Here is a 17,134-nt window from a genome sequence, read left to right on the forward strand (position 1 = left end):
CGAGTAGCGAAGGGGTTGCCGGGCTCAGGGCGTGCCCGGGTCCTTGCCTTCCTCCACCTCGCGGTGAAACATCGGGATGTTGCGGGTCGCATTGCTGATGACTTCCAGCGGCAGCTTGGGCGTCCGGTCGGCGTTCAGCAAGCCATTGGCTTCCTGGAAGGTGTCGGCGAACTGGGTATAGCAGAAGCCGCTGAACATGAAGGTCTCGTTGACCACCTGCAGCAGGCGCCGGTACTGCTTGAGGTAGCTCTCGGCCGTGTGCGCGCGGCTATAGCCCCAGGTGCTCTCGTCCGGGTTCGGGGTCTGTTTCGGATCGTAGGCGATGCCGCCGAATTCCGTCAGCACGATCGGCTGGCCACGGTGCGGGAAACCATCCAGGGTCAGGATGCGCCCGCCGGGACGCCGCTGGTCGAACAGGGTGCGCACCGGATCGGTGACGGCGTAGCGCGCCAGGATTTTTTCCGGATCGCTGTCGTAGTCGTGGATGCCGAGGATGTCGGTGGCCGACGCTTCCCATCCATCGTTGCCGATCACCGGACGGGTCGAATCGAGCGTGCGCGTCAGGTGGTATAGCGCTTCCACCGCATTGCGATGGGCCTGGGTCAGGGTCAGGTTGGGCACGCCCCACGACTCATTGAAGGCCACCCACACGATGATGCAGGGGTGGCTGTAGTCGCGTTCGATCGCCTCGGTCCATTCCTTGACCATGCGCGTGATGGCACGCGGGCTGAAGCGGTAGGCCGAGGGCATTTCTTCCCACACCAGCAGGCCCAGCTTGTCGGCCCAGTATAAAAAGCGCGGATCCTCGATCTTCTGGTGCTTGCGCACGCCATTGAAACCCATCAGTTTGGCCAGCTCGACGTCGCGTTTCAGGTGCTGGTCGGACGGCGCCGTCATGAACGATTCCGGCCAGTACCCCTGGTCCAGCACCAGGCGCAGCTGGTAGGGGCGGCCATTGAGCATGAAGCGGTCGCGGTTGATCGATACCGAGCGCAGCGCCGTGTACGAGCGGATGCGGTCCAGCACCACGTCGCCGCAGCGCAGGGTCACTTCGGCGTCGAGCAGGGTCGGCCGCTCGGGGCTCCACAGGATCTCGTTGCGCGAATCGTCGATGCCGGGGTCGGACAGCGCGATCTTGCGATTGGCTTCGCCGGCCAGCAGCTTGTAGTAATCGTCCGCCAGCAACTGTTCGCCGTGCCAGATCTTGACCTCGACAAACAGCTCCTGCTGGACGTCGCCGGCCGCGAACACTTCGCAGCCGATCTCGTAGGTTTCGAACACCGGCGTCCAGCGCAGCTTCTGGATATAGGTCGACGCCACCTGCTCGATCCAGACCGTCTGCCAGATGCCGGTCGTGCGCGGATACCAGATCGAGTGCGCATCGAGCAGCCAGTCCTGCTTGCCGCGCGGCTTGGCCAGGTCGGCCGGATCGTCCTCGACCCACACCGTCACCGTCTGTTTGCCGTCGCCCTGCATCGCGCAGGTGATGTCGGCCGCGAACGGCGTATGGCCGCCCTCGTGCTCGGCCACCAGCTGGCCGTTGATCCACACGCGCGCAGCGTAGTCGACCGCGCCGAAGTGCAGTATCGTGCGCCCGTCGTTGGGCATCAATTCGAAGTCGCGCTCATACCAGACCACGCGGTGGAAACCCGTGTCCTGGATGCCGCTCATCTCGGTCTCGGCGGCGAACGGCACGGTGATCTCGTGGGTCCACTCCTTGACGTCGGACGGCATGAAGTACCTGCCCTCGTCGTCGAAGCAGAACCGCCACTTGCCGTTCAGGTTCTGCCACTGGTCGCGCACCAGCTGTGGACGGGGATATTCAAACTGGTTCATCGTGGTCCTTTCTGTCTGTCGGCACCGGCACCAGGATCCGGCCTTGGCGTCCATCTTGGTCATAGGCCGCCAGCGCGCTGGCGGCGGCTTGCTGCGCCTGGCCCTTGCGGCACAGCGCCACGCAGGCGCCGCCGAAGCCGGCGCCGGTCAGGCGCGCACCCAGCACGCCGGGGGCGGCGCGCAAGGCCTCGCACAGCGCGTCGAGTTCGGGAATCGAAACCTCGTAGTCGTCGCGCAGGCTGAAGTGCGAGTCATTCATCAATTCGCCGAAGCGCTCGGCGCTCACGCCTTGCGCGGCTTCGAGCACGCGCAGGTTTTCCCGCACCACGTGGCGCGCCCGCTCGCGCAGCGGCGCCGGCAAGCTCTCCACCGCGGAGGGGTCGGCCACGTCGCGCAGCGCCTGCACGCCGAGCTTCCTCGCGCCCTCCTCGCACTCGGCGCGGCGCTCGTTGTACTTGCTGGCGGCGAGCTTGCGCGCCACGCCCGAGTCGACCACGATCAGCTCGGTGTCCGCGGGCAGCGGCACCAGGCGGTGTTCCAGCGTGCGGGCGTCGATGAACAGCATATTGCTCTCGTCGGCCAGGCTGGACGCCATCTGGTCCATGATCCCGCAGTTCACGCGCGCATACTCGATCTCGGCGCGCTGGGCGATGCGGGCCAGCTTGACGTCGTCCAGTTCGAACCCCAGCAGCGCACGCATGGCGCGCAACGTCGCCACCTCGAGCGCGGCCGAGGACGACAGGCCCGAACCGACCGGCAGGTCGGTCTCGACATATACGCGCAGCGGCGGCACCTCGATCCCTTCCGCCTGCACCAGCCGGATGCAGCCTTCGATATAGCTGCCGAAGCCCTGCGGCGCGCTGCCGTCGCGGACGAAGGTCACGCTCGCATCGAGGTTCGGCGAATAGAAATGAAAATGGTCGTCGCCGCTGCGGCTGATCGCCACCATGGTGCGCTGGGGCGTGGCCACCGGCAGCATGAAGCCGTCGTTGTAGTCGGTATGCTCGCCCAGCAGGTTGACCCGGCCCGGGGCCGAGGCGTTCACTTCGGGCGCGCCGCCAAAGAAGGTGTCGGGGTTCAAGGTCATGCTTGCGCCTCCAGCCAGAGCGGCCGCTTGCGGCCATGGACGTCCAGCGCCGGCCAGCCGGGATCGCACGTCAGGTTCTCGAGTCCCTGCGGGCCGAGCAAAAAGGTGTCTTCGATCTTCATGCCGCCATAGCTGGGGTTGAAAGCGAAGGCCATGCCTTCCTCGAGCTGGGTCGCGGTGCTGGCGGTGGCCACGATCTCGCGCGCCAGGTAGCCGGTGATGCCGCCCTGGTGGTGCTCGCGGATCGCGCCTTCGACGTCGGCGTGGTGATAGGCCTGGGCCAGCGCGTGGTACACGCTCGACAGCGATTTACCGGGCGCCACGGCAGCCAGGCCCGTGGCCTCGACCTCCATCAGCGCGCGCTGGGCCTCGGGCGCCGAACCCGCGCCGCCGAAGCTGACGAAGCGGGTCAGGTTGGCGTACAAGCCGTGGCGGCGCGCGCAGAACACCAGCATGGCGCGCTCGCCGAGCGCTTCGTGCGACGGCGTCGCGTGGCGGTACAGGGGCAGGCGGCGCGCGCCGGCCGCCAGCACCAGGGCCGGATGGATGCCGCGCCGCCACAGCGCCTCGGCGCCGGCGCCGGCCAGCTGCTGTTCGGTCCAGTCGGGACGGGCCCGGTGCAGTACCTCGGTCATCGCCTCGGCCGCCTCGCGGCCCAGCAGGCGGTAGCGCACCTGCTCGGCGTCGCCCAGCACCAGCTTGCGTTGACGCAGCGCCAGCGGCAAGGGACGCTCCTCGCCCACGGGACGGTCGGACAGGATGGCGCGGCCCTGGGCCGCACCCGCGACGAAGCGCTCGCGCAGCTCCGGCTCGGCCCACGGTTCGATGTGGAAGGTAAAGCCGCCCGGGACTTCCTCGGCGCGCAGGCGTTCGCCCTCGATCTCGTCGGTCAACACGCAGGCGTCGTCCGCAGTGACGAGTACCTCGGCGATGCCGACGCCGGTGGTCAGCAGCACCGCGCTCGAGCCACCGGCCGTCACCCAGGCGAACCAGTCGGTGCCGCGCAGGCGCACCGCGCCGGCGCCTTCCTGGAGCAGGGTCGCGCGCAGCAGCGCCAGTTTGTCGGCCACTTCAAGGGCACGCATATCCATCTCCGTCATGCGGCGTCCTCCAGGTTCACTTCGACCTGCTGCAATTCATAGGCCGTGGTTTCGGGCAGCACGTCCATCGCGAACATGCCGGCCGCCAGCTCGGTGCCGGCCAGGTATTTCAGGCGGTCGCGCGTGCGGTAGGGCGGATAGAACTGGGCGTGCAGCTGGGTTTCCGGGTGCTGAGCGCCGTCGGTCGGGGCCTGGTACCAGGCCATCAGGTAAGGGAAAGGCCGGTTCCACAGGGTTTCGTACTTGAGCAGCACGGTCTTGAGCGCGCGCGCCAGGCCTTCGCGCTGCGGCGGCGTGAGCGCGGCGAAATCCTTGCACGGCGCGGTCGGCATCACCCACACCTCGTAGGGATAGCGGGCGCAGGCCGGCACGAAGGCGATCGCGTAGTCGTCCTGGTACAGCACGCGCCGGCCGTCGGCGGCCTCGTCGCGCGCCATGTCGCACAGCAGGCTGGCGCCGTGCTGCAGATAGTATTCGCGCTCCTGCGCCAGCATGCGCGCCGGCACCGCCGGCACGAAGGGATAGGCATACACCTGGCCATGCGGATGGTGCAGGGTCACGCCGACCTCGGCGCCGCGGTTCTCGAACGGCAGCACATAGTGGATGTTCTGGTGGCTGCCGATGCGCGTGGTGCGGTCGCCCCAGACCTGCAGCAAGAGCTCGATGCGCGACAGCGGCAGGTGGGCCAGCGCCGCATTCGGGTCTTGCGTGAACACCACCACCTCGCAATGGCCGTTGGCCTGCGCGGTCGGCACCGTCACCGTTGGCGGATCGTGCGACTCCAGCGCCAGCGAGGGAAAGCGGTTGTCGAACACGGCGATCTCGTAGTCGCCGGCCGGCATCTCGGTCGGATGTTCGTCGTCCACGGTCGGCGCCAGCGGGTTGTATTGCGGCGGCGGCTGATAAGTGCGGTTCTGGCGGAAGGCCGCATAGGTCACCCACTCGCCGCGCAGCGAATGCCAGCGCAGGTGCGGATTCGCATGCTGCGGATCGGGGAACGGGCTGGTCGCAACGATGCCGTCAGGGATCGGCATATTGCTGTACAGGGTCAGGTTGCGCCCGTCCGGTTTCTTGAGTTCTTTACTATGCATGGCAACAGTTCAGGTTCGGTGGAGCATTCGGTCAGGCGCGAGCGCGCACGCCGAATACCAGGGCATCGGCGCGCTCGCGGCACGAGAAACCGATCCTAACATGCTGTTTTCGCCACACTTTCCACCCAGAATTTGAGCATTTTCCGGGCGTCAATACTGCTCTGTCACAGGGGCGAGACAGCCCTTGGCATACGGCGTGGATTGGCAGGGAGAGCGTCTGGAGGAACGTCAACCGGCAGGATCATTGTAGTCCCGCACCTACGCAATAATTAGAATTTTTTACACATCTTGGCAAGAAAAACGCCTACCTACTCATCGTAGGCAAGAGCGGCGTTTCAACTGCGAGAGGGAGGTCGGGGGACCGACCGGCCCGGAGGGCCGGGCCAGCGGATGCAGCGGATTTATTTAGCCAACTCAACCAGCACCGCCGTATACATCTGCAGGTTCAACAGCAGCTGCTTGGTGGTGATGAATTCATGTTCCGAGTGACCGGTGTAATTCTGGCCCGGCATCGATGGACCGAAGCTGACCGCGTTCGGGAACAGGCGCGAATTGGTGCCGCCGCCGATCGCCACCGGCTTCGCGTCCTTCATGCCGGTGAAATACGAGAAGGTCGACAGCAGGGTCGGCACCTGCGGTGCATTCTCAAGGATCCACGGCTCACGCACACCGACTTTGACGTTCGCCAACGGCAGCCGGCGCGCCTGCCAGTCGGCCAGGGCGGCATCGATCTCGGACGTCAGCTGCTCGGTCGACTTGCCGCGCGGCCGGCGCACATTGATCGCGACCTCGATGCCCTCGTCCAGCTGGCGAATCACGGTCGGCTTGAAGGTCATCGGTCCCATAAAGCTGTCGCGGTAGGCGATCTTGCCGAACTTCTCGCCATGGTAGCCGGTGCCGACCAGGTCGTTCAGGTAGTTCACCACGCCGCCGGCCACCGTATTCGGCCAGCTGCGCACCGCCAGCGCGTCGGCCAGCATGCTGACCGCGTTCACGCCTTCCTGCGGTTTCGATGAGTGGGCCGACACGCCTTTCGCGACCACCTTCAGGTTCGTGCCCTGGCGCTCGAAGGTGTAGCGCATGCCTTCCTGGTTGGCGGCGCGTGCGCGGATCTGCCCCTCGATCTCCGGCGTGGCGTTGGCGACCAGCACCTCGGCGTCTTCGGGGATCTGGGTATTAAAGGAGCCGCCCCTGAATTCGGCGATATGGAGTTCGCCCGCCGCGGGAATCGCGGCGCCGGCCTTCGGGATCGTCACGGCCACGGTGCCGCCGCCCTTCTCCGCCGTCACGACCGGATACTCGGCGTCGAGCGTGATGCTCATTTGCGGCGGCACGTGGGTCTTGAGGAATTCGGTCAAGGGTCCCCAGTCCGATTCCTCGCCCATGTACACATATAGTTCGATGCGCTTGCTCAAAGGGATCTGGCGGTCGCGGATCGTCTTCATCGCATACAGCGCGGTGGCGATCGGTCCCTTGTCGTCCTCGGCGCCGCGCGCGATCAGCTTGCCCGGCTCGCTGGTGCGGTCCAGCACGAACGGCGACTTCTTCCATTTGGCCGGATCGACCGGCTGCACGTCGCCATGGGTCACGATACCGACCCGCTCAGTGCCCTTGCCGAGACCGACGATGACGGTCCAGCCATGATCCTGGTAATCGAGACCGAGACGCTCGGCCTCCTTTTTCAATGCGGCCTTGAACGCGATGTGGACCGGGTTCTTGTCGGACGGGTAGCGCGCATCGGCCACCGTATTGAAGCTGACCAGCTTGGCCAGCGTGTCGACCACGTCGTTGCGGTAAGTCTGAACCGCATATTTGGCGGCGCTGACGGCGGTGTCGCTCGGGGCCGGCGCCGGTGAGGCGGCGGATGCGACGGTGGTGGTCCACGCCAGCACCAGGCTGGCAATCAGGGCTTTCTTGTACATACGGCGCCGGTCTCCATGAATCCATGATTGCAAATGCGCAAGGAGTCTAGCACATGCATGTGTGCACCCGATCCGCGTTTTCCGCGTATCGTTACGCGCTTCGCACCGAGAGAAAAAGCACCATGACCGACAAGACCATCTGCCGCCTGCACCCGGCGCTGCGCGACGATATCGGCGACCTGCTGACGCAGCGTCCCGTGCCCTCGGACCAGCTTGATCAGATCGATCCTTTCCTGTTCCTGAACCACCACGGCCCGCAGGTCTACGGGCCGCACAACCGCGGCCTGCCGTTCGGACCGCATCCGCACCGCGGCTTCGAGACGGTCACCTTCATCGTCGACGGCATGCTGGCGCACCGCGACAGCGCCGGCCATGAAAGCGTGATCCACGCCGGCGGCATCCAGTGGATGACGGCGGGCAGCGGCATCGTGCATGCCGAGGTATCGCCACGCGATTTTCTGGAACACGGCGGCCCGCTCGAGATCCTGCAGCTGTGGGTCAATCTGCCGTCGCGCCTGAAGATGAGCGCGCCTGCCTACACGGGGTTGCAGCGCGATGAAATCCCTGCCCTGCCGCTCGATGGCGGCAAGGTGACCATGAACCTGATCGCCGGCGAATGGGATGGAAACACGGGGCCGGTGCGGTCGCTGACCGGCGTGTTCATGAGCACGGTCGCGATGCAGGCCGGAGGGCGATTGACGGTAGCCGGCCTGCAGGGCCGCAACGTGCTGCTGTATGTGGTGCGGGGACGCATCGGCGTGGGCGACCACGGCGATCTCGTCAACGCTTACCAACTGGTGGAACTGGATGACGACGGCGACGCCCTGCACATCAGGGCCGAGGCCGATTCGCTGCTGCTGTTCGGCCATGCCGAACCGATCCGCGAACCGGTGGTGGCGCACGGGCCGTTCGTCATGACCACCCGTGAAGAGATCGTGCAGGCGATCGCCGACTACCAGGCCGGGCGCTTCGGTTCAACGCCGGCTCAGCGCTGAGTCGAGGCCACGGCGCGCTTGTCGCCTTCGCGCACGAAGACAGTCTCTGGAATCCGGTCGCCCTGGAAGCGCAGGCTCAGGTCCCGGTCCACGGCAACGAAGCGCTTCTTGCCGACGTGGACCAGTTCGACCGGTCCGTCGCCCAGGTCGGCATACAGCGCGCGTTGACCGTCACCGATCTTGCCCTTCACCTGGAGGACACGGCCGTCTTCGAGCGCGTATTCGCCCTGCACACGGTCATACATGAACGGCGCCATCATGACCTGCTTGACGTTGGGAGCGCGGACTTTCACTTCATTGTCGGTCGTTTGCGGCGCTGCGCCGCTGGAGAACGAAACGGCGGCGATGGCGGCGAACAGGGCGATGTGCTTGATGCGCATGATGTCTTTCCTTTCAGGTCGAGTGCGAAGAAGAACCGGTGCGGCAAGCGTTCGATCGCTCGTGAAGAGACCGCGTGGTCCACGTGTTTCGTTGTCGCCAGGGCTGCTTTTTGTCTGGCGATGAACCCAGTCTAGCCAGACTTCGCGCGTACTCAAGCGGCAGTGGGATGAAGCGCCGAAACGCGCGATGAAATGCTGAAAACGTGAAGTGAACGGGAGGTGCATATGCGTGTCGTTCGTACACGTCTGCACCCCGTCTGCATGTCTGTTTTCAGGCTTTTTTTTAAGGCCGGTTACCTGCGCATGTCCACGCCGGCGGGACTGCCGAGGCACCCTGTCAAACGTGTGTCTGCATCGCGTGCAGATGCCGTACATTAGGGCCATCGACAACACACCAGACCCAACCCATGCAAGCGATTCCCCTCGTCGCGACCACGCGCGGCTATCCCGACTCAGGCAATGCGATCGAGAACGTCCACTGGGGCTCGATCGCCGTGGTCGACACCCGCGGCCGGCTGTTGTGGTCGGCGGGCGACCCTGACTATCCCACCTTCACCCGCTCGGCCCTGAAACCGTTCCAGGCCCTGCCCTTCATCCTGTCCGACGGCCCGGCGCGCTTCGGCCTCACGCGGGACGAAGTGGCGCTGCTGTGCGCCAGCCATTCGGGCGAAGACATCCACCTCGAGGGCGTGCGCGCGATCCTGGACAAGATCGGCCTCGAACCCGGCCACCTCGAATGCGGCTGCGCGCAGCCGCTGCACTACGAGTTCACGGGAACGAAGCCGCCACCGGATGCGCAATGGACGCCGCTGCACCACAACTGTTCCGGCAAGCACAGCGGCTTCCTGGCCTGGTGCCGGCTGCACGACGCGCCCACCGCCAACTACGTCGAGCGCGCCCACCCGCTGCAGCAGGCGATCCGCGCCACGCTGGCCGACGCCGTGGGGCTGCCGGTGGACGCCATGCCAACCGGGATCGACGGCTGTTCAGCGCCGAACTACGCGCTGCCGCTGTCGTCGCTGGCGCAGCTGTATGCGCGCCTGGCGCACGGCAGCAGCGACCCGCAGCTGGGCGGCGCGATGGGCATCCTGGGTGAGGCCATGACGGCGCGGCCCGACATGGTCTCGGGCCAGGAGCGTACCGACCTGCACTGGATGACGGCGGGCGGCGGCGACTGGGTGGCCAAGATCGGCGCCGACGCGGTGCAGGCGATCGGCGTGCGCTCGGCCGGGATCGGCATCGCGATCAAGATTGCGGACGGTAACAGCCGCGCGCTGCATCCGGCCGTGTACGCCGTACTGGACCAGCTAGGCCTGCTCGACGCCGGGCGCAAGGCCGCGCTCGAGCGCTACCGCCAGCCGGCCATCAAGAATGCGCGCGGTACGGTGGCGGGCGACATTCGTCCCATATTCACCCTGGATGAGGGGCGGTGAACAGGTGAATTCGCCGATTTAACATACGATGCGTCCATACAACAGCTAGCACATCGGGAGATTTCATTTTAGGTTTAAACAGGTGATACTTGCCCTACGGAATTTTCCGTTTCTACGGGTTATTGACATCGTGTTAAAAAATCTACGCATCGGCTCGCGCCTGACGCTGGCGTTCGCCACGATCCTCGTCCTCTCCCTGGCCGGCACCGCCTTCGCGCTGTACACCACGCGCAGCAGTGCCGAAGCCACCCACCAGATGATGCAAAAGCCCCTGGCCAAGGAACGCCTGGTGTCGGACTGGTATGTCATGACCTATTCGGCGATTGCCCGCACCTCGCTGATCGCGCGCAGCACCGACAGCACCCTGTCGACCGTGTTCGCCAAGCCGATCAAGGACAGCGTCACCGACACCACCGCGATCCTCAAGAAGGTCGAAGTCCTGCTCGATTCGCCCGAAGAAAAACAGACGCTGCAAGAGATCCTGGGCCTGCGCAAGCAATACCAGGCCGCCAAGGAAGTGGTGATGAACGCCCGCACCGCGGGCGACGGCGCCGGCGCCGAGCAGGCCTATGAAGCGGTCTTTTCCCCGGCCGCGACCGCCTATGGCGCGCGTGTGCTGAGCCTGCTGCAAATCCAGCGCAAATCGATCGACCAGATCGCGCTCGACATCGAAGCCGCGAACGATCGCAGCACGCGCCTGGTCATCCTGCTCACCGTGCTGGCCACGGCGCTCGGCTCGGTGGCCGCCGTCATGATCACGCGCAGCATCACCCGGCCGCTCGACAGCGCCCTGGACGTGGCAAGGACGGTGGCGGCGGGCAACCTCGGCAATACCTTCGCCACCTACCCGAAAGACGAAGTCGGTGACCTGATGCGGGCCCTGGAAACCATGAACGGCGCCCTGGCGCGGGTCGTGGCCGAGGTGCAGCAAGGCACCACCGCCATCTCCACCGCATCGGGAGAAATCGCGGCCGGCAACCTCGACCTCTCGAGCCGCACCGAGCAGCAGGCCAGCTCGCTCGAAGAGACGGCGGCCTCGATGGAAGAACTGACGGCGACCGTGCGCCAGAACGCCGACAATGCGGTGCAGGCCAATGGCCTGGCGCAGACGGCCTCCGAAGTGGCTGCGCGCGGCGGCGCCATCGTCGGCCAGGTGGTCGACACGATGGGCTCGATCGACGCCTCGGCGCGCAAGATCGTCGACATCATCGGCGTGATCGACGGCATCGCCTTCCAGACCAATATCCTGGCCCTGAATGCGGCCGTGGAAGCGGCGCGCGCCGGCGAACAGGGCCGCGGCTTCGCCGTGGTGGCGAGCGAGGTGCGCAACCTGGCGCAGCGCTCGGCCAGCGCGGCCAAGGAAATCAAGGGCCTGATCGGCGACTCGATGACCCAGGTGAACGCCGGCACGGCCCTGGTGCAGCAGGCCGGCACCACGATGAACGACGTCGTGACCAGCGTGGCGCGCGTGACCGACATGATGTCCGAAATCACCTCGGCCACCCAGGAACAGCGCACCGGCATCCACCAGGTGAACGAGGCGATCACGCAAATGGACCAGGTGACGCAGCAGAACGCGGCGCTGGTGGAACAGGCCGCCGCGGCCGCGGCCAGCATGCAGGAACAGGCGGCACGCCTGGCCGAGGTGGCGGCAGGGTTCAGGCTGGGCAATGCGGAGACGGATACGCGGCCGCGCCTGGCGCTGCGCAAGAGCCCGGCGCTGGCGATGTGATAGCCAGCTCGCACGTCATTCCCGCGCAGGCGGGAATCCAAGGCCGTAGCGTAGTTGCCAGCTCAAGCTTCATTGGCCGAGCATGAAACTTGGATTCCCGCCTGCGCGGGAATGACGGGCGAGCGCCAGTGGATTGGCCTAAGCCGCCAGACGGCGCAGCATGGCGGCGATCGCGTCCAGCACCGCGCCGTCTTCCCAATAATTCTCGTGCGACAGCGGATTCCAGCTGCGCGCGAGCAGGCTGCCAATACTGCCGCTGGCATTGATCGCGCGGTCCTCGACCAAGGCCCGGTAACCGCCCGACAGCGGCTGCAGCGGCCAGCCCAGCACGTCGTCCGGGTCGTAGAAATTGATCCACTTGAACAGCGAGGTGGGCGGCGCGATCGGGATGATGTCCATCTCCTTGTGCGCGGCAACGAAGATCGGGATATTACAGCCGGTGGTGACCAGGCCGGCGCAGGTGCCGCCGCCCAGGAACACCCGTTCGCTCGCGGTCAACGGGCGGCCCAGCGCGCCAGAGGCCCAGGCGTCGACGTTGCGCCAGATGCCGGCCCCGACCGGCCGCCCGGCAGCCGCCTTCTGGGCGTCGTACAGATAGCTCGACAGCACTTGTCCACCCAGCGACTGGGCGACGAACACCACCGGCATGTCGGGACGGGCCGCATGGCACGAGAGCAGCGCACTCGCGATCTCGCCCTGGGCCAGCTCGTAGACCGAGCCGGGGATCTCCTTGCGGGTTTCCAGCCCGGCGGCGTCGCCCAGGCCGTACAGCACGAATTTGCGCAAGGCGTCGTACCGCACCTTGCCGCCGGCGACCGTGCGCTCCCAGACCTGGCGCTGGTTGTCGTGCAGGATGCCCTGATAATAGACCGAGCGCATCGTCACCTGCGCCGCCAGCCCGCTCAGCCGGCTGCGCAGCTGCGCCATCAACCCGTCCGCATACGCGGGCAGTGTTTCCCCCATGCCATGCACGGTGATCAATGCGACTTGCGACATGACAACCTCCGCTCGATCTGGCGCAAAGTGCGTCGTTATCGCTAGCGTATCAGTTCATGCGCACTGACGCATCTCAATGCATTGAGCGGGGCATAGCTATATGGGCACAGCTCGTATTGGCTCAGCGGGCGGCAACGTCGGCGTTCAGGAAATCGTCGATCAGCTTGACGGTGGCGTCCGGATTCTCTTCCATCATCCAGTGGCCGGCGCCCGGCACGACGGCTTGCCGCACGTCGAGCGCGGCATTGCGCATCACCGTGGCCATCATCGGGCCGAACGATTTTTCGCCGCCCACCGCCAGCACCGGCATCGTCAGCTTGACCTTCGATGCGCTGCGGTTGTCGGCCACGTCGTGCGTGGCGATCGTATTGAATTGCGCGAACGAGGCCCGCATGGCGCCGGGTTGCGCATACAGCCTGGCCAGGCGCGCGGCCAGCGGGCCCCACATATCGCCGGTGTCGCCAAAGCCGTGGATCAGCACGACCGCCGGGCCCTTGCCGCCAGTGCGCACGTGGATGGTGGCGCCGTCAGCGGTCTGGACGCTGGCCGTCTTGAAGCCCGCGGGCATCGACGGTTCGGCGGCCTGCGCCGCCAGCGCCAGGAAGCAAACGGCGACGGCGCAGCAGAATGAGCGGTACATTTTCATGATCGTCTCCTCGCACGCGATACCGCCAGCCTAGCGCATTCGATCCGGTTTCACGCCTCCCGAAAGACTGGCACAATGCCCAGCTCGTCGCATTCGCACAACCTGCCTCATGGAAATTCTTTTCGACCGTTACGCCGATGCCATTGCTCGCCTGGACCTGGATGCCATCGCCGCACCCGCCGGCATCCCCGACCACTTCCTGTTGGCACATGAAGGGCGTTACCGCAGCTATTACATCCCGTTTGAATCGGTGAACCGCGCGGCGCGTGTGGTGGTGGTCGGGATCTCGCCCGGCTTCGTGCAATGGAAGAATGCGATGCGCGAGGCGCAGCGCCAGATGGCCGCGGGCGCTTCAACCGACGAGGTGCTGGTGGTGGCGCGCCAGGCTGGCGCCTTCAGCGGCGCGATCCGGCCCAACTTCGTGGCCTTGCTCGATGCGATCGGCGTGCAGCGCTGGCTCGGCATCGCCAGCTGCGCCACGCTGTTCGGCCCCGATGCCGGCCTGGTCCACATCGGCGCCATCCTGCGCCATCCGGTCTTCGTCGACGGCAAGAACTACAGCGGCACGCCCGCCATGCCGCGCCACACCTTCCTGCGCGAAGAAACGCTGCGCTACTTCGCGCATGAAGCGGCCATGCTGCCCGACGCCTTATACATCCCGATGGGGGCCAGCGTGGGAGAAGGCCTGGACTGGCTGGCGGCGCAGGGCGTGCTGGCTGCGAGCCGCATCCTGCACGGCCTGCCCCACCCTTCCGGCGCGAACGCCGAGCGGGTCGCCTACTTCCTGGGCCGCAAGGACCGTTCCACCCTATCGAGCAAAACCAACGGCGCCCAGCTCGATGCCGCGCGCCAGGCCTTGCAGGCGCAGATGGAGAGTTTGATCGACGATCAGCGGATCTCGAGCTCGAAGGTCTCGACGCCGTCGACGCCGCCGCGCACGCGGTCGCCCGGCTTGAGCGCCGCCACGCCCGACGGCGTGCCCGAATAAATCAGGTCGCCCGGCGCCAGGGTCACGAAGCGCGACAGATAGGCGATCACGTCGGCGATCGGCCAGATCAGTTCGTTGAGGTTGCCTTCCTGGCGAAGGGCGCCGTTCACCTCGAGCCAGATGCGGCCTTCGGCCGGGTGGCCTACTGCGCTCACCGGATGCAGGGCGCTGCATGGCGCCGAAGCGTCGAAGCCCTTGGCCATATCCCAGGGACGGCCGGTGTCCTTGGCCACCGCCTGCAGGTCGCGCCGGGTCAGGTCCAGGCCCACGCCATAGCCCCACACCAGGTCGAGCGCCTTGGCCGGGTCGACGTTGGCGCCACCTGAACCCAGCGCCACCACCAGTTCGATCTCGTGGTGCAGGTCGTCGGTCGACGGCGGATATGGCACGGCGCCACTGGCGGGCACCACGGCGTCGGCCGGCTTGGTGAAGAAGAACGGCGGTTCGCGGTTCGGATCGCTCCCCATCTCGCGCGCGTGCGAGGCGTAATTGCGGCCGACGCAGAACACGCGGCGCACCGGGAAACGGCTGCTCGAACCGCTGACGGCCACCGAAGGCGTGGCGGGAGCGGTGATGACGAATTCGGACATGCTCATCCTTTCATAGAGGGAAGCATGATCATACTACCGCCGCCGATAGCCGTGGTCCCGGGCAATATCCCGGGCAATATTCAGGCCGGCGCCATCGCTTCTTCGGACTCGGACGCCGATGCCGGCTTGGGCATCGCGCGGGCCGCCTCTGCCTGCGCCTCCGCTTCCGCCACCGCCGCGAGCGCCGCGCTGGACTCGAGAATGCGCGCCAGCGCCGTCATGTCGACCGGCTTGACCAGGTGGTGGGCGAAGCCCGCCTGCAGCGCCCGTTCGCGGTCCTTGGCCTGGCCGTAGCCGGTCACCGCAACCGGCACCGTGGCCGCCGTCTCGGGCAGCGAGCGCAGTTCCTGGGCCAGCTGGTAGCCGTCGACGTCGGGCAGGCCGATATCGATCAGCATCACGTCGGGCCGCTCGGCGCGCGCGCGGCGCAGCGCCGACTGGGCGTCGTACTCGACCGAGGTGGCATGGCCCTGCACCTGCAGCAGGGTGGACAGGCTGTCGGCGGCGTCGCTGTTGTCGTCCACGATCAGCACCCGCAGCTTGCGCTGCAGGACGGCGCGCGCGGCTTCCGGGTCGCCCGGCTGCGCGTCAGTGCCACCGCAGGCGCCCGCCACGCAGGGCAAGGTCAGCGTGAAGGTGCTGCCGAAACCCACGCCTTCGCTATGCGCCGCCACCTCGCCTTCGTGCAGGTCGACCAGGCGCTTGACCAGGGTCAGGCCCAGCCCCAGCCCGCCCTGCGAGCGCGCCAGCGTGCGCGCGCCCTGGGTGAACAGGTCGAACACGCTCGGCACCAGGTCGGGCGGCATGCCGGAGCCGTTGTCGCGCACGCGCAAGACCATTCGGCCGTCGACCACCTCCAGCGCGAGCGCGATCTGGCCGCCTTTCGGCGTGTACTTGGCGGCGTTGTTGACGATATTGGCCACGCTCTGCACCAGGCGCGTCTGGTCGCCGCGCACCCAGACCGGCGCCTTGGGCAGCTCCACCCGCACCTGGTGCGATTTTTCCAGCACCAGCGGGCGGGTCTGGTCGAGCGCCCCGGTCACCACCTCGCGGAAGTCGACCGTCGCCAGCTTGAGCTTGACCAGGCCGCGCGTCACGCGCGAGACGTCCAGCAGGTCGTCGATCAGGCGGCTCATGTGCTTGACCTGGCGGCTGATGATGGAACTGGTCTGGCAGATGCGCGGCTCGGTGGCGAACTGCATGCTCAGCAGGCTGGCCGAGCTGCTGATCGGCGCCAGGGGATTGCGCAGCTCGTGCGCCAGCATGGCCAGGAATTCGTCCTTGGCGTGGCTCAGGCGCTCGGCCTGCACGCGCGCCAGGCGCTCGCTCTGCAGCAGCGCGTCGCGCTCGAGCGCCGCATCGCGCAGGGTTTCCTCCAGGCGCGAGCGGCGCACCACCTCGCGCGTGTGACGCGCCACGTCCTCGGCCATCGCGGTTTCTTGCTCGGTCCAGTGGCGCGCAAATGGCTCGTGCAGGTAGAACACGGCCGACAGGCGCGCTTCTTCGATGATCGGCACGATCACCACCGCGCGTGCGCCGATGCCGACATAGGCCGCGGCGCACGGCGCCGAGCGCGCGTCGGCCGCGACGTCGTCGATGCGCACGGTGCGGCCCTGGCGCAGCATGTCGGCAATGTCGGAGCCAAAATCGTCCAGGGCATGGGACATGCCGGCCAGGCTCGCCATGCGGCCCTCGGTCCAGTCGCGGTCGATGCTGACGGTGCGGCCGGCGGGATCGATCTCGCCATAGCCGACGCGCGCCACGCCTAGGGTCTGCCCGGTCATGGCGCTGGTAGCCTTCATGATGTTAACCGCGTCGTCCAGGCCGTCGAGGGTCTCGCCCAGCTTCTGGTGAAAAGCGTGGCGGTGCTCGGACAGCACGTCCGAGGTGGTCTCCGTGAGCACGCAATAGACGCCGGCCACCTCTCCCGCATGGCGCACCGGCGACAGCGAGACGGAAAAGAAACGCCGCTCGCGCTTGCCGTTGCGCTCGAATTCCATCAGGGCGTGCTGGAGCTGGGTCGCTTCGCCGGCCAGCACGAGTTCGAAATAGGGACGCATGCGCTCCCACAGCTCGGGGCGCACGCTCGCGTACGGCGCGCCGCGCGCCGCCGGGTGCTTGTCGCCGAGCAGGTCGGAATAGGCGTCGTTGTAGAACAGGCGCAGGTCGGCGCCGATGGCCAGGAACATCGGGAAGCGCGAGGCCAGGATCAGGTCGCCGATGGCGCGCAAGCCCTCGGGCCACGTGTTCGGCTCTCCCAGCGCCAAGCCGCCGACGGTCGCCGGCGGGAAACTGCTCAGATTGCTCATCAGGATTACCCAGTGTGGTTCTCGCGAAG

14 protein-coding genes are annotated in these 17,134 nt (G+C 66.7%); 4 read left to right on the forward strand and 10 right to left on the reverse strand.

Annotated elements, in window-relative coordinates; translation table 11 throughout:
• Positions 1–24: 24 nt before the first annotated feature.
• From FVD38_RS06095 to FVD38_RS06115, 5 genes are all read right to left on the reverse strand, one after another.
• Positions 25–1,836 (reverse strand): glycoside hydrolase family 2 protein, encoded by a 1,812-nt coding sequence (locus tag FVD38_RS06095; RefSeq protein WP_147933980.1) that lies wholly within the window; start codon positions 1,834–1,836, stop codon positions 25–27.
• A complete protein-coding gene (gene galK / locus FVD38_RS06100) occupies positions 1,823–2,923 on the reverse strand; it encodes a galactokinase (protein WP_147933981.1) in 1,101 nt (366 codons plus the stop codon). Before galK ends, FVD38_RS06095 begins: the two co-directional genes overlap by 14 nt.
• Positions 2,920–4,008, reverse strand: coding sequence for a M24 family metallopeptidase (locus FVD38_RS06105; protein ID WP_147933982.1), 1,089 nt, complete (start codon positions 4,006–4,008; stop codon positions 2,920–2,922). The genes galK and FVD38_RS06105 overlap by 4 nt, the downstream gene beginning before the upstream one ends.
• An 11-nt stretch (positions 4,009–4,019) precedes the next feature.
• Positions 4,020–5,114: a galactose-1-phosphate uridylyltransferase gene (gene galT, locus FVD38_RS06110; RefSeq protein WP_147933983.1), complete on the reverse strand. Its 1,095-nt coding sequence runs from the start codon at positions 5,112–5,114 to the stop codon at positions 4,020–4,022.
• Between the two features lie 401 nt (positions 5,115–5,515).
• A complete protein-coding gene (locus FVD38_RS06115) occupies positions 5,516–7,036 on the reverse strand; it encodes a dipeptidase (protein ID WP_147933984.1) in 1,521 nt (506 codons plus the stop codon).
• Between the two features lie 122 nt (positions 7,037–7,158).
• Between FVD38_RS06115 and FVD38_RS06120 the strand changes: the two genes are divergently transcribed.
• Positions 7,159–8,031, forward strand: a complete 873-nt coding sequence (locus tag FVD38_RS06120; RefSeq protein ID WP_147933985.1) for a pirin family protein — start codon at positions 7,159–7,161, stop codon at positions 8,029–8,031.
• On the opposite strand, the gene FVD38_RS06125 is transcribed toward FVD38_RS06120, so the two are convergent.
• Entirely contained in the window at positions 8,022–8,411 is a 390-nt protein-coding gene (locus FVD38_RS06125) for a hypothetical protein (RefSeq protein WP_147933986.1), read from the reverse strand. The genes FVD38_RS06120 and FVD38_RS06125 overlap by 10 nt on opposite strands.
• A 407-nt stretch (positions 8,412–8,818) precedes the next feature.
• Here FVD38_RS06125 and FVD38_RS06130 point away from each other — a divergent pair, with 407 nt between their 5' ends.
• Both FVD38_RS06130 and FVD38_RS06135 read left to right on the forward strand, forming a co-directional pair.
• A complete protein-coding gene (locus FVD38_RS06130; RefSeq protein WP_147933987.1) occupies positions 8,819–9,844 on the forward strand; it encodes an asparaginase in 1,026 nt (341 codons plus the stop codon).
• A 130-nt stretch (positions 9,845–9,974) separates the two neighbouring features.
• The gene (locus tag FVD38_RS06135) at positions 9,975–11,576 is read left to right on the forward strand and encodes a methyl-accepting chemotaxis protein (protein ID WP_308616740.1); all 1,602 of its coding nucleotides are present in this window, start codon (positions 9,975–9,977) and stop codon (positions 11,574–11,576) included.
• Positions 11,577–11,714: 138 nt separating this feature from the next.
• On the opposite strand, the gene FVD38_RS06140 is transcribed toward FVD38_RS06135, so the two are convergent.
• Complete coding sequence (locus FVD38_RS06140; protein WP_147933989.1) at positions 11,715–12,572, reverse strand: hypothetical protein; 858 nt, start codon at positions 12,570–12,572, stop codon at positions 11,715–11,717.
• A 121-nt stretch (positions 12,573–12,693) separates the two neighbouring features.
• Positions 12,694–13,218 carry an alpha/beta fold hydrolase gene (locus tag FVD38_RS06145; protein WP_147933990.1) on the reverse strand — a complete coding sequence of 175 codons (525 nt, stop codon included), beginning with the start codon at positions 13,216–13,218 and terminating at the stop codon, positions 12,694–12,696.
• 109 nt (positions 13,219–13,327) lie between these two features.
• Here FVD38_RS06145 and FVD38_RS06150 point away from each other — a divergent pair, with 109 nt between their 5' ends.
• Positions 13,328–14,206, forward strand: a complete 879-nt coding sequence (locus FVD38_RS06150) for a hypothetical protein (protein ID WP_147933991.1) — start codon at positions 13,328–13,330, stop codon at positions 14,204–14,206.
• Here FVD38_RS06150 and FVD38_RS06155 read toward each other — a convergent pair.
• Positions 14,107–14,796, reverse strand: coding sequence for a fumarylacetoacetate hydrolase family protein (locus FVD38_RS06155; protein ID WP_147933992.1), 690 nt, complete (start codon positions 14,794–14,796; stop codon positions 14,107–14,109). The genes FVD38_RS06150 and FVD38_RS06155 overlap by 100 nt on opposite strands.
• Before the next feature lie 80 nt (positions 14,797–14,876).
• Positions 14,877–17,105, reverse strand: coding sequence for a hybrid sensor histidine kinase/response regulator (locus tag FVD38_RS06160; RefSeq protein ID WP_147933993.1), 2,229 nt, complete (start codon positions 17,103–17,105; stop codon positions 14,877–14,879).
• Positions 17,106–17,134: the final 29 nt, after the last annotated feature.

Origin of the sequence: Massilia arenae, from assembly GCF_008014745.1 — a bacterium.
In the GTDB taxonomy this organism is placed as follows: domain Bacteria; phylum Pseudomonadota; class Gammaproteobacteria; order Burkholderiales; family Burkholderiaceae_D; genus Telluria; species Telluria arenae.

Bases quoted from the DNA above. Each gene is read 5' to 3' on its own strand.
- FVD38_RS06095 (WP_147933980.1), bottom strand. From the start codon at position 1,836: ATGAACCAGTTTGAATATCCCCGTCCACAGCTGGTGCGCGACCAGTGG.
- galK (WP_147933981.1), bottom strand. From the start codon at position 2,923: ATGACCTTGAACCCCGACACCTTCTTTGGCGGCGCGCCCGAAGTGAAC.
- FVD38_RS06105 (WP_147933982.1), bottom strand. From the start codon at position 4,008: ATGCGTGCCCTTGAAGTGGCCGACAAACTGGCGCTGCTGCGCGCGACC.
- galT (WP_147933983.1), bottom strand. From the start codon at position 5,114: ATGCATAGTAAAGAACTCAAGAAACCGGACGGGCGCAACCTGACCCTG.
- FVD38_RS06115 (WP_147933984.1), bottom strand. From the start codon at position 7,036: ATGTACAAGAAAGCCCTGATTGCCAGCCTGGTGCTGGCGTGGACCACC.
- FVD38_RS06120 (WP_147933985.1), top strand. From the start codon at position 7,159: ATGACCGACAAGACCATCTGCCGCCTGCACCCGGCGCTGCGCGACGAT.
- FVD38_RS06125 (WP_147933986.1), bottom strand. From the start codon at position 8,411: ATGCGCATCAAGCACATCGCCCTGTTCGCCGCCATCGCCGCCGTTTCG.
- FVD38_RS06130 (WP_147933987.1), top strand. From the start codon at position 8,819: ATGCAAGCGATTCCCCTCGTCGCGACCACGCGCGGCTATCCCGACTCA.
- FVD38_RS06140 (WP_147933989.1), bottom strand. From the start codon at position 12,572: ATGTCGCAAGTCGCATTGATCACCGTGCATGGCATGGGGGAAACACTG.
- FVD38_RS06145 (WP_147933990.1), bottom strand. From the start codon at position 13,218: ATGAAAATGTACCGCTCATTCTGCTGCGCCGTCGCCGTTTGCTTCCTG.
- FVD38_RS06150 (WP_147933991.1), top strand. From the start codon at position 13,328: ATGGAAATTCTTTTCGACCGTTACGCCGATGCCATTGCTCGCCTGGAC.
- FVD38_RS06155 (WP_147933992.1), bottom strand. From the start codon at position 14,796: ATGTCCGAATTCGTCATCACCGCTCCCGCCACGCCTTCGGTGGCCGTC.
- FVD38_RS06160 (WP_147933993.1), bottom strand. From the start codon at position 17,105: ATGAGCAATCTGAGCAGTTTCCCGCCGGCGACCGTCGGCGGCTTGGCG.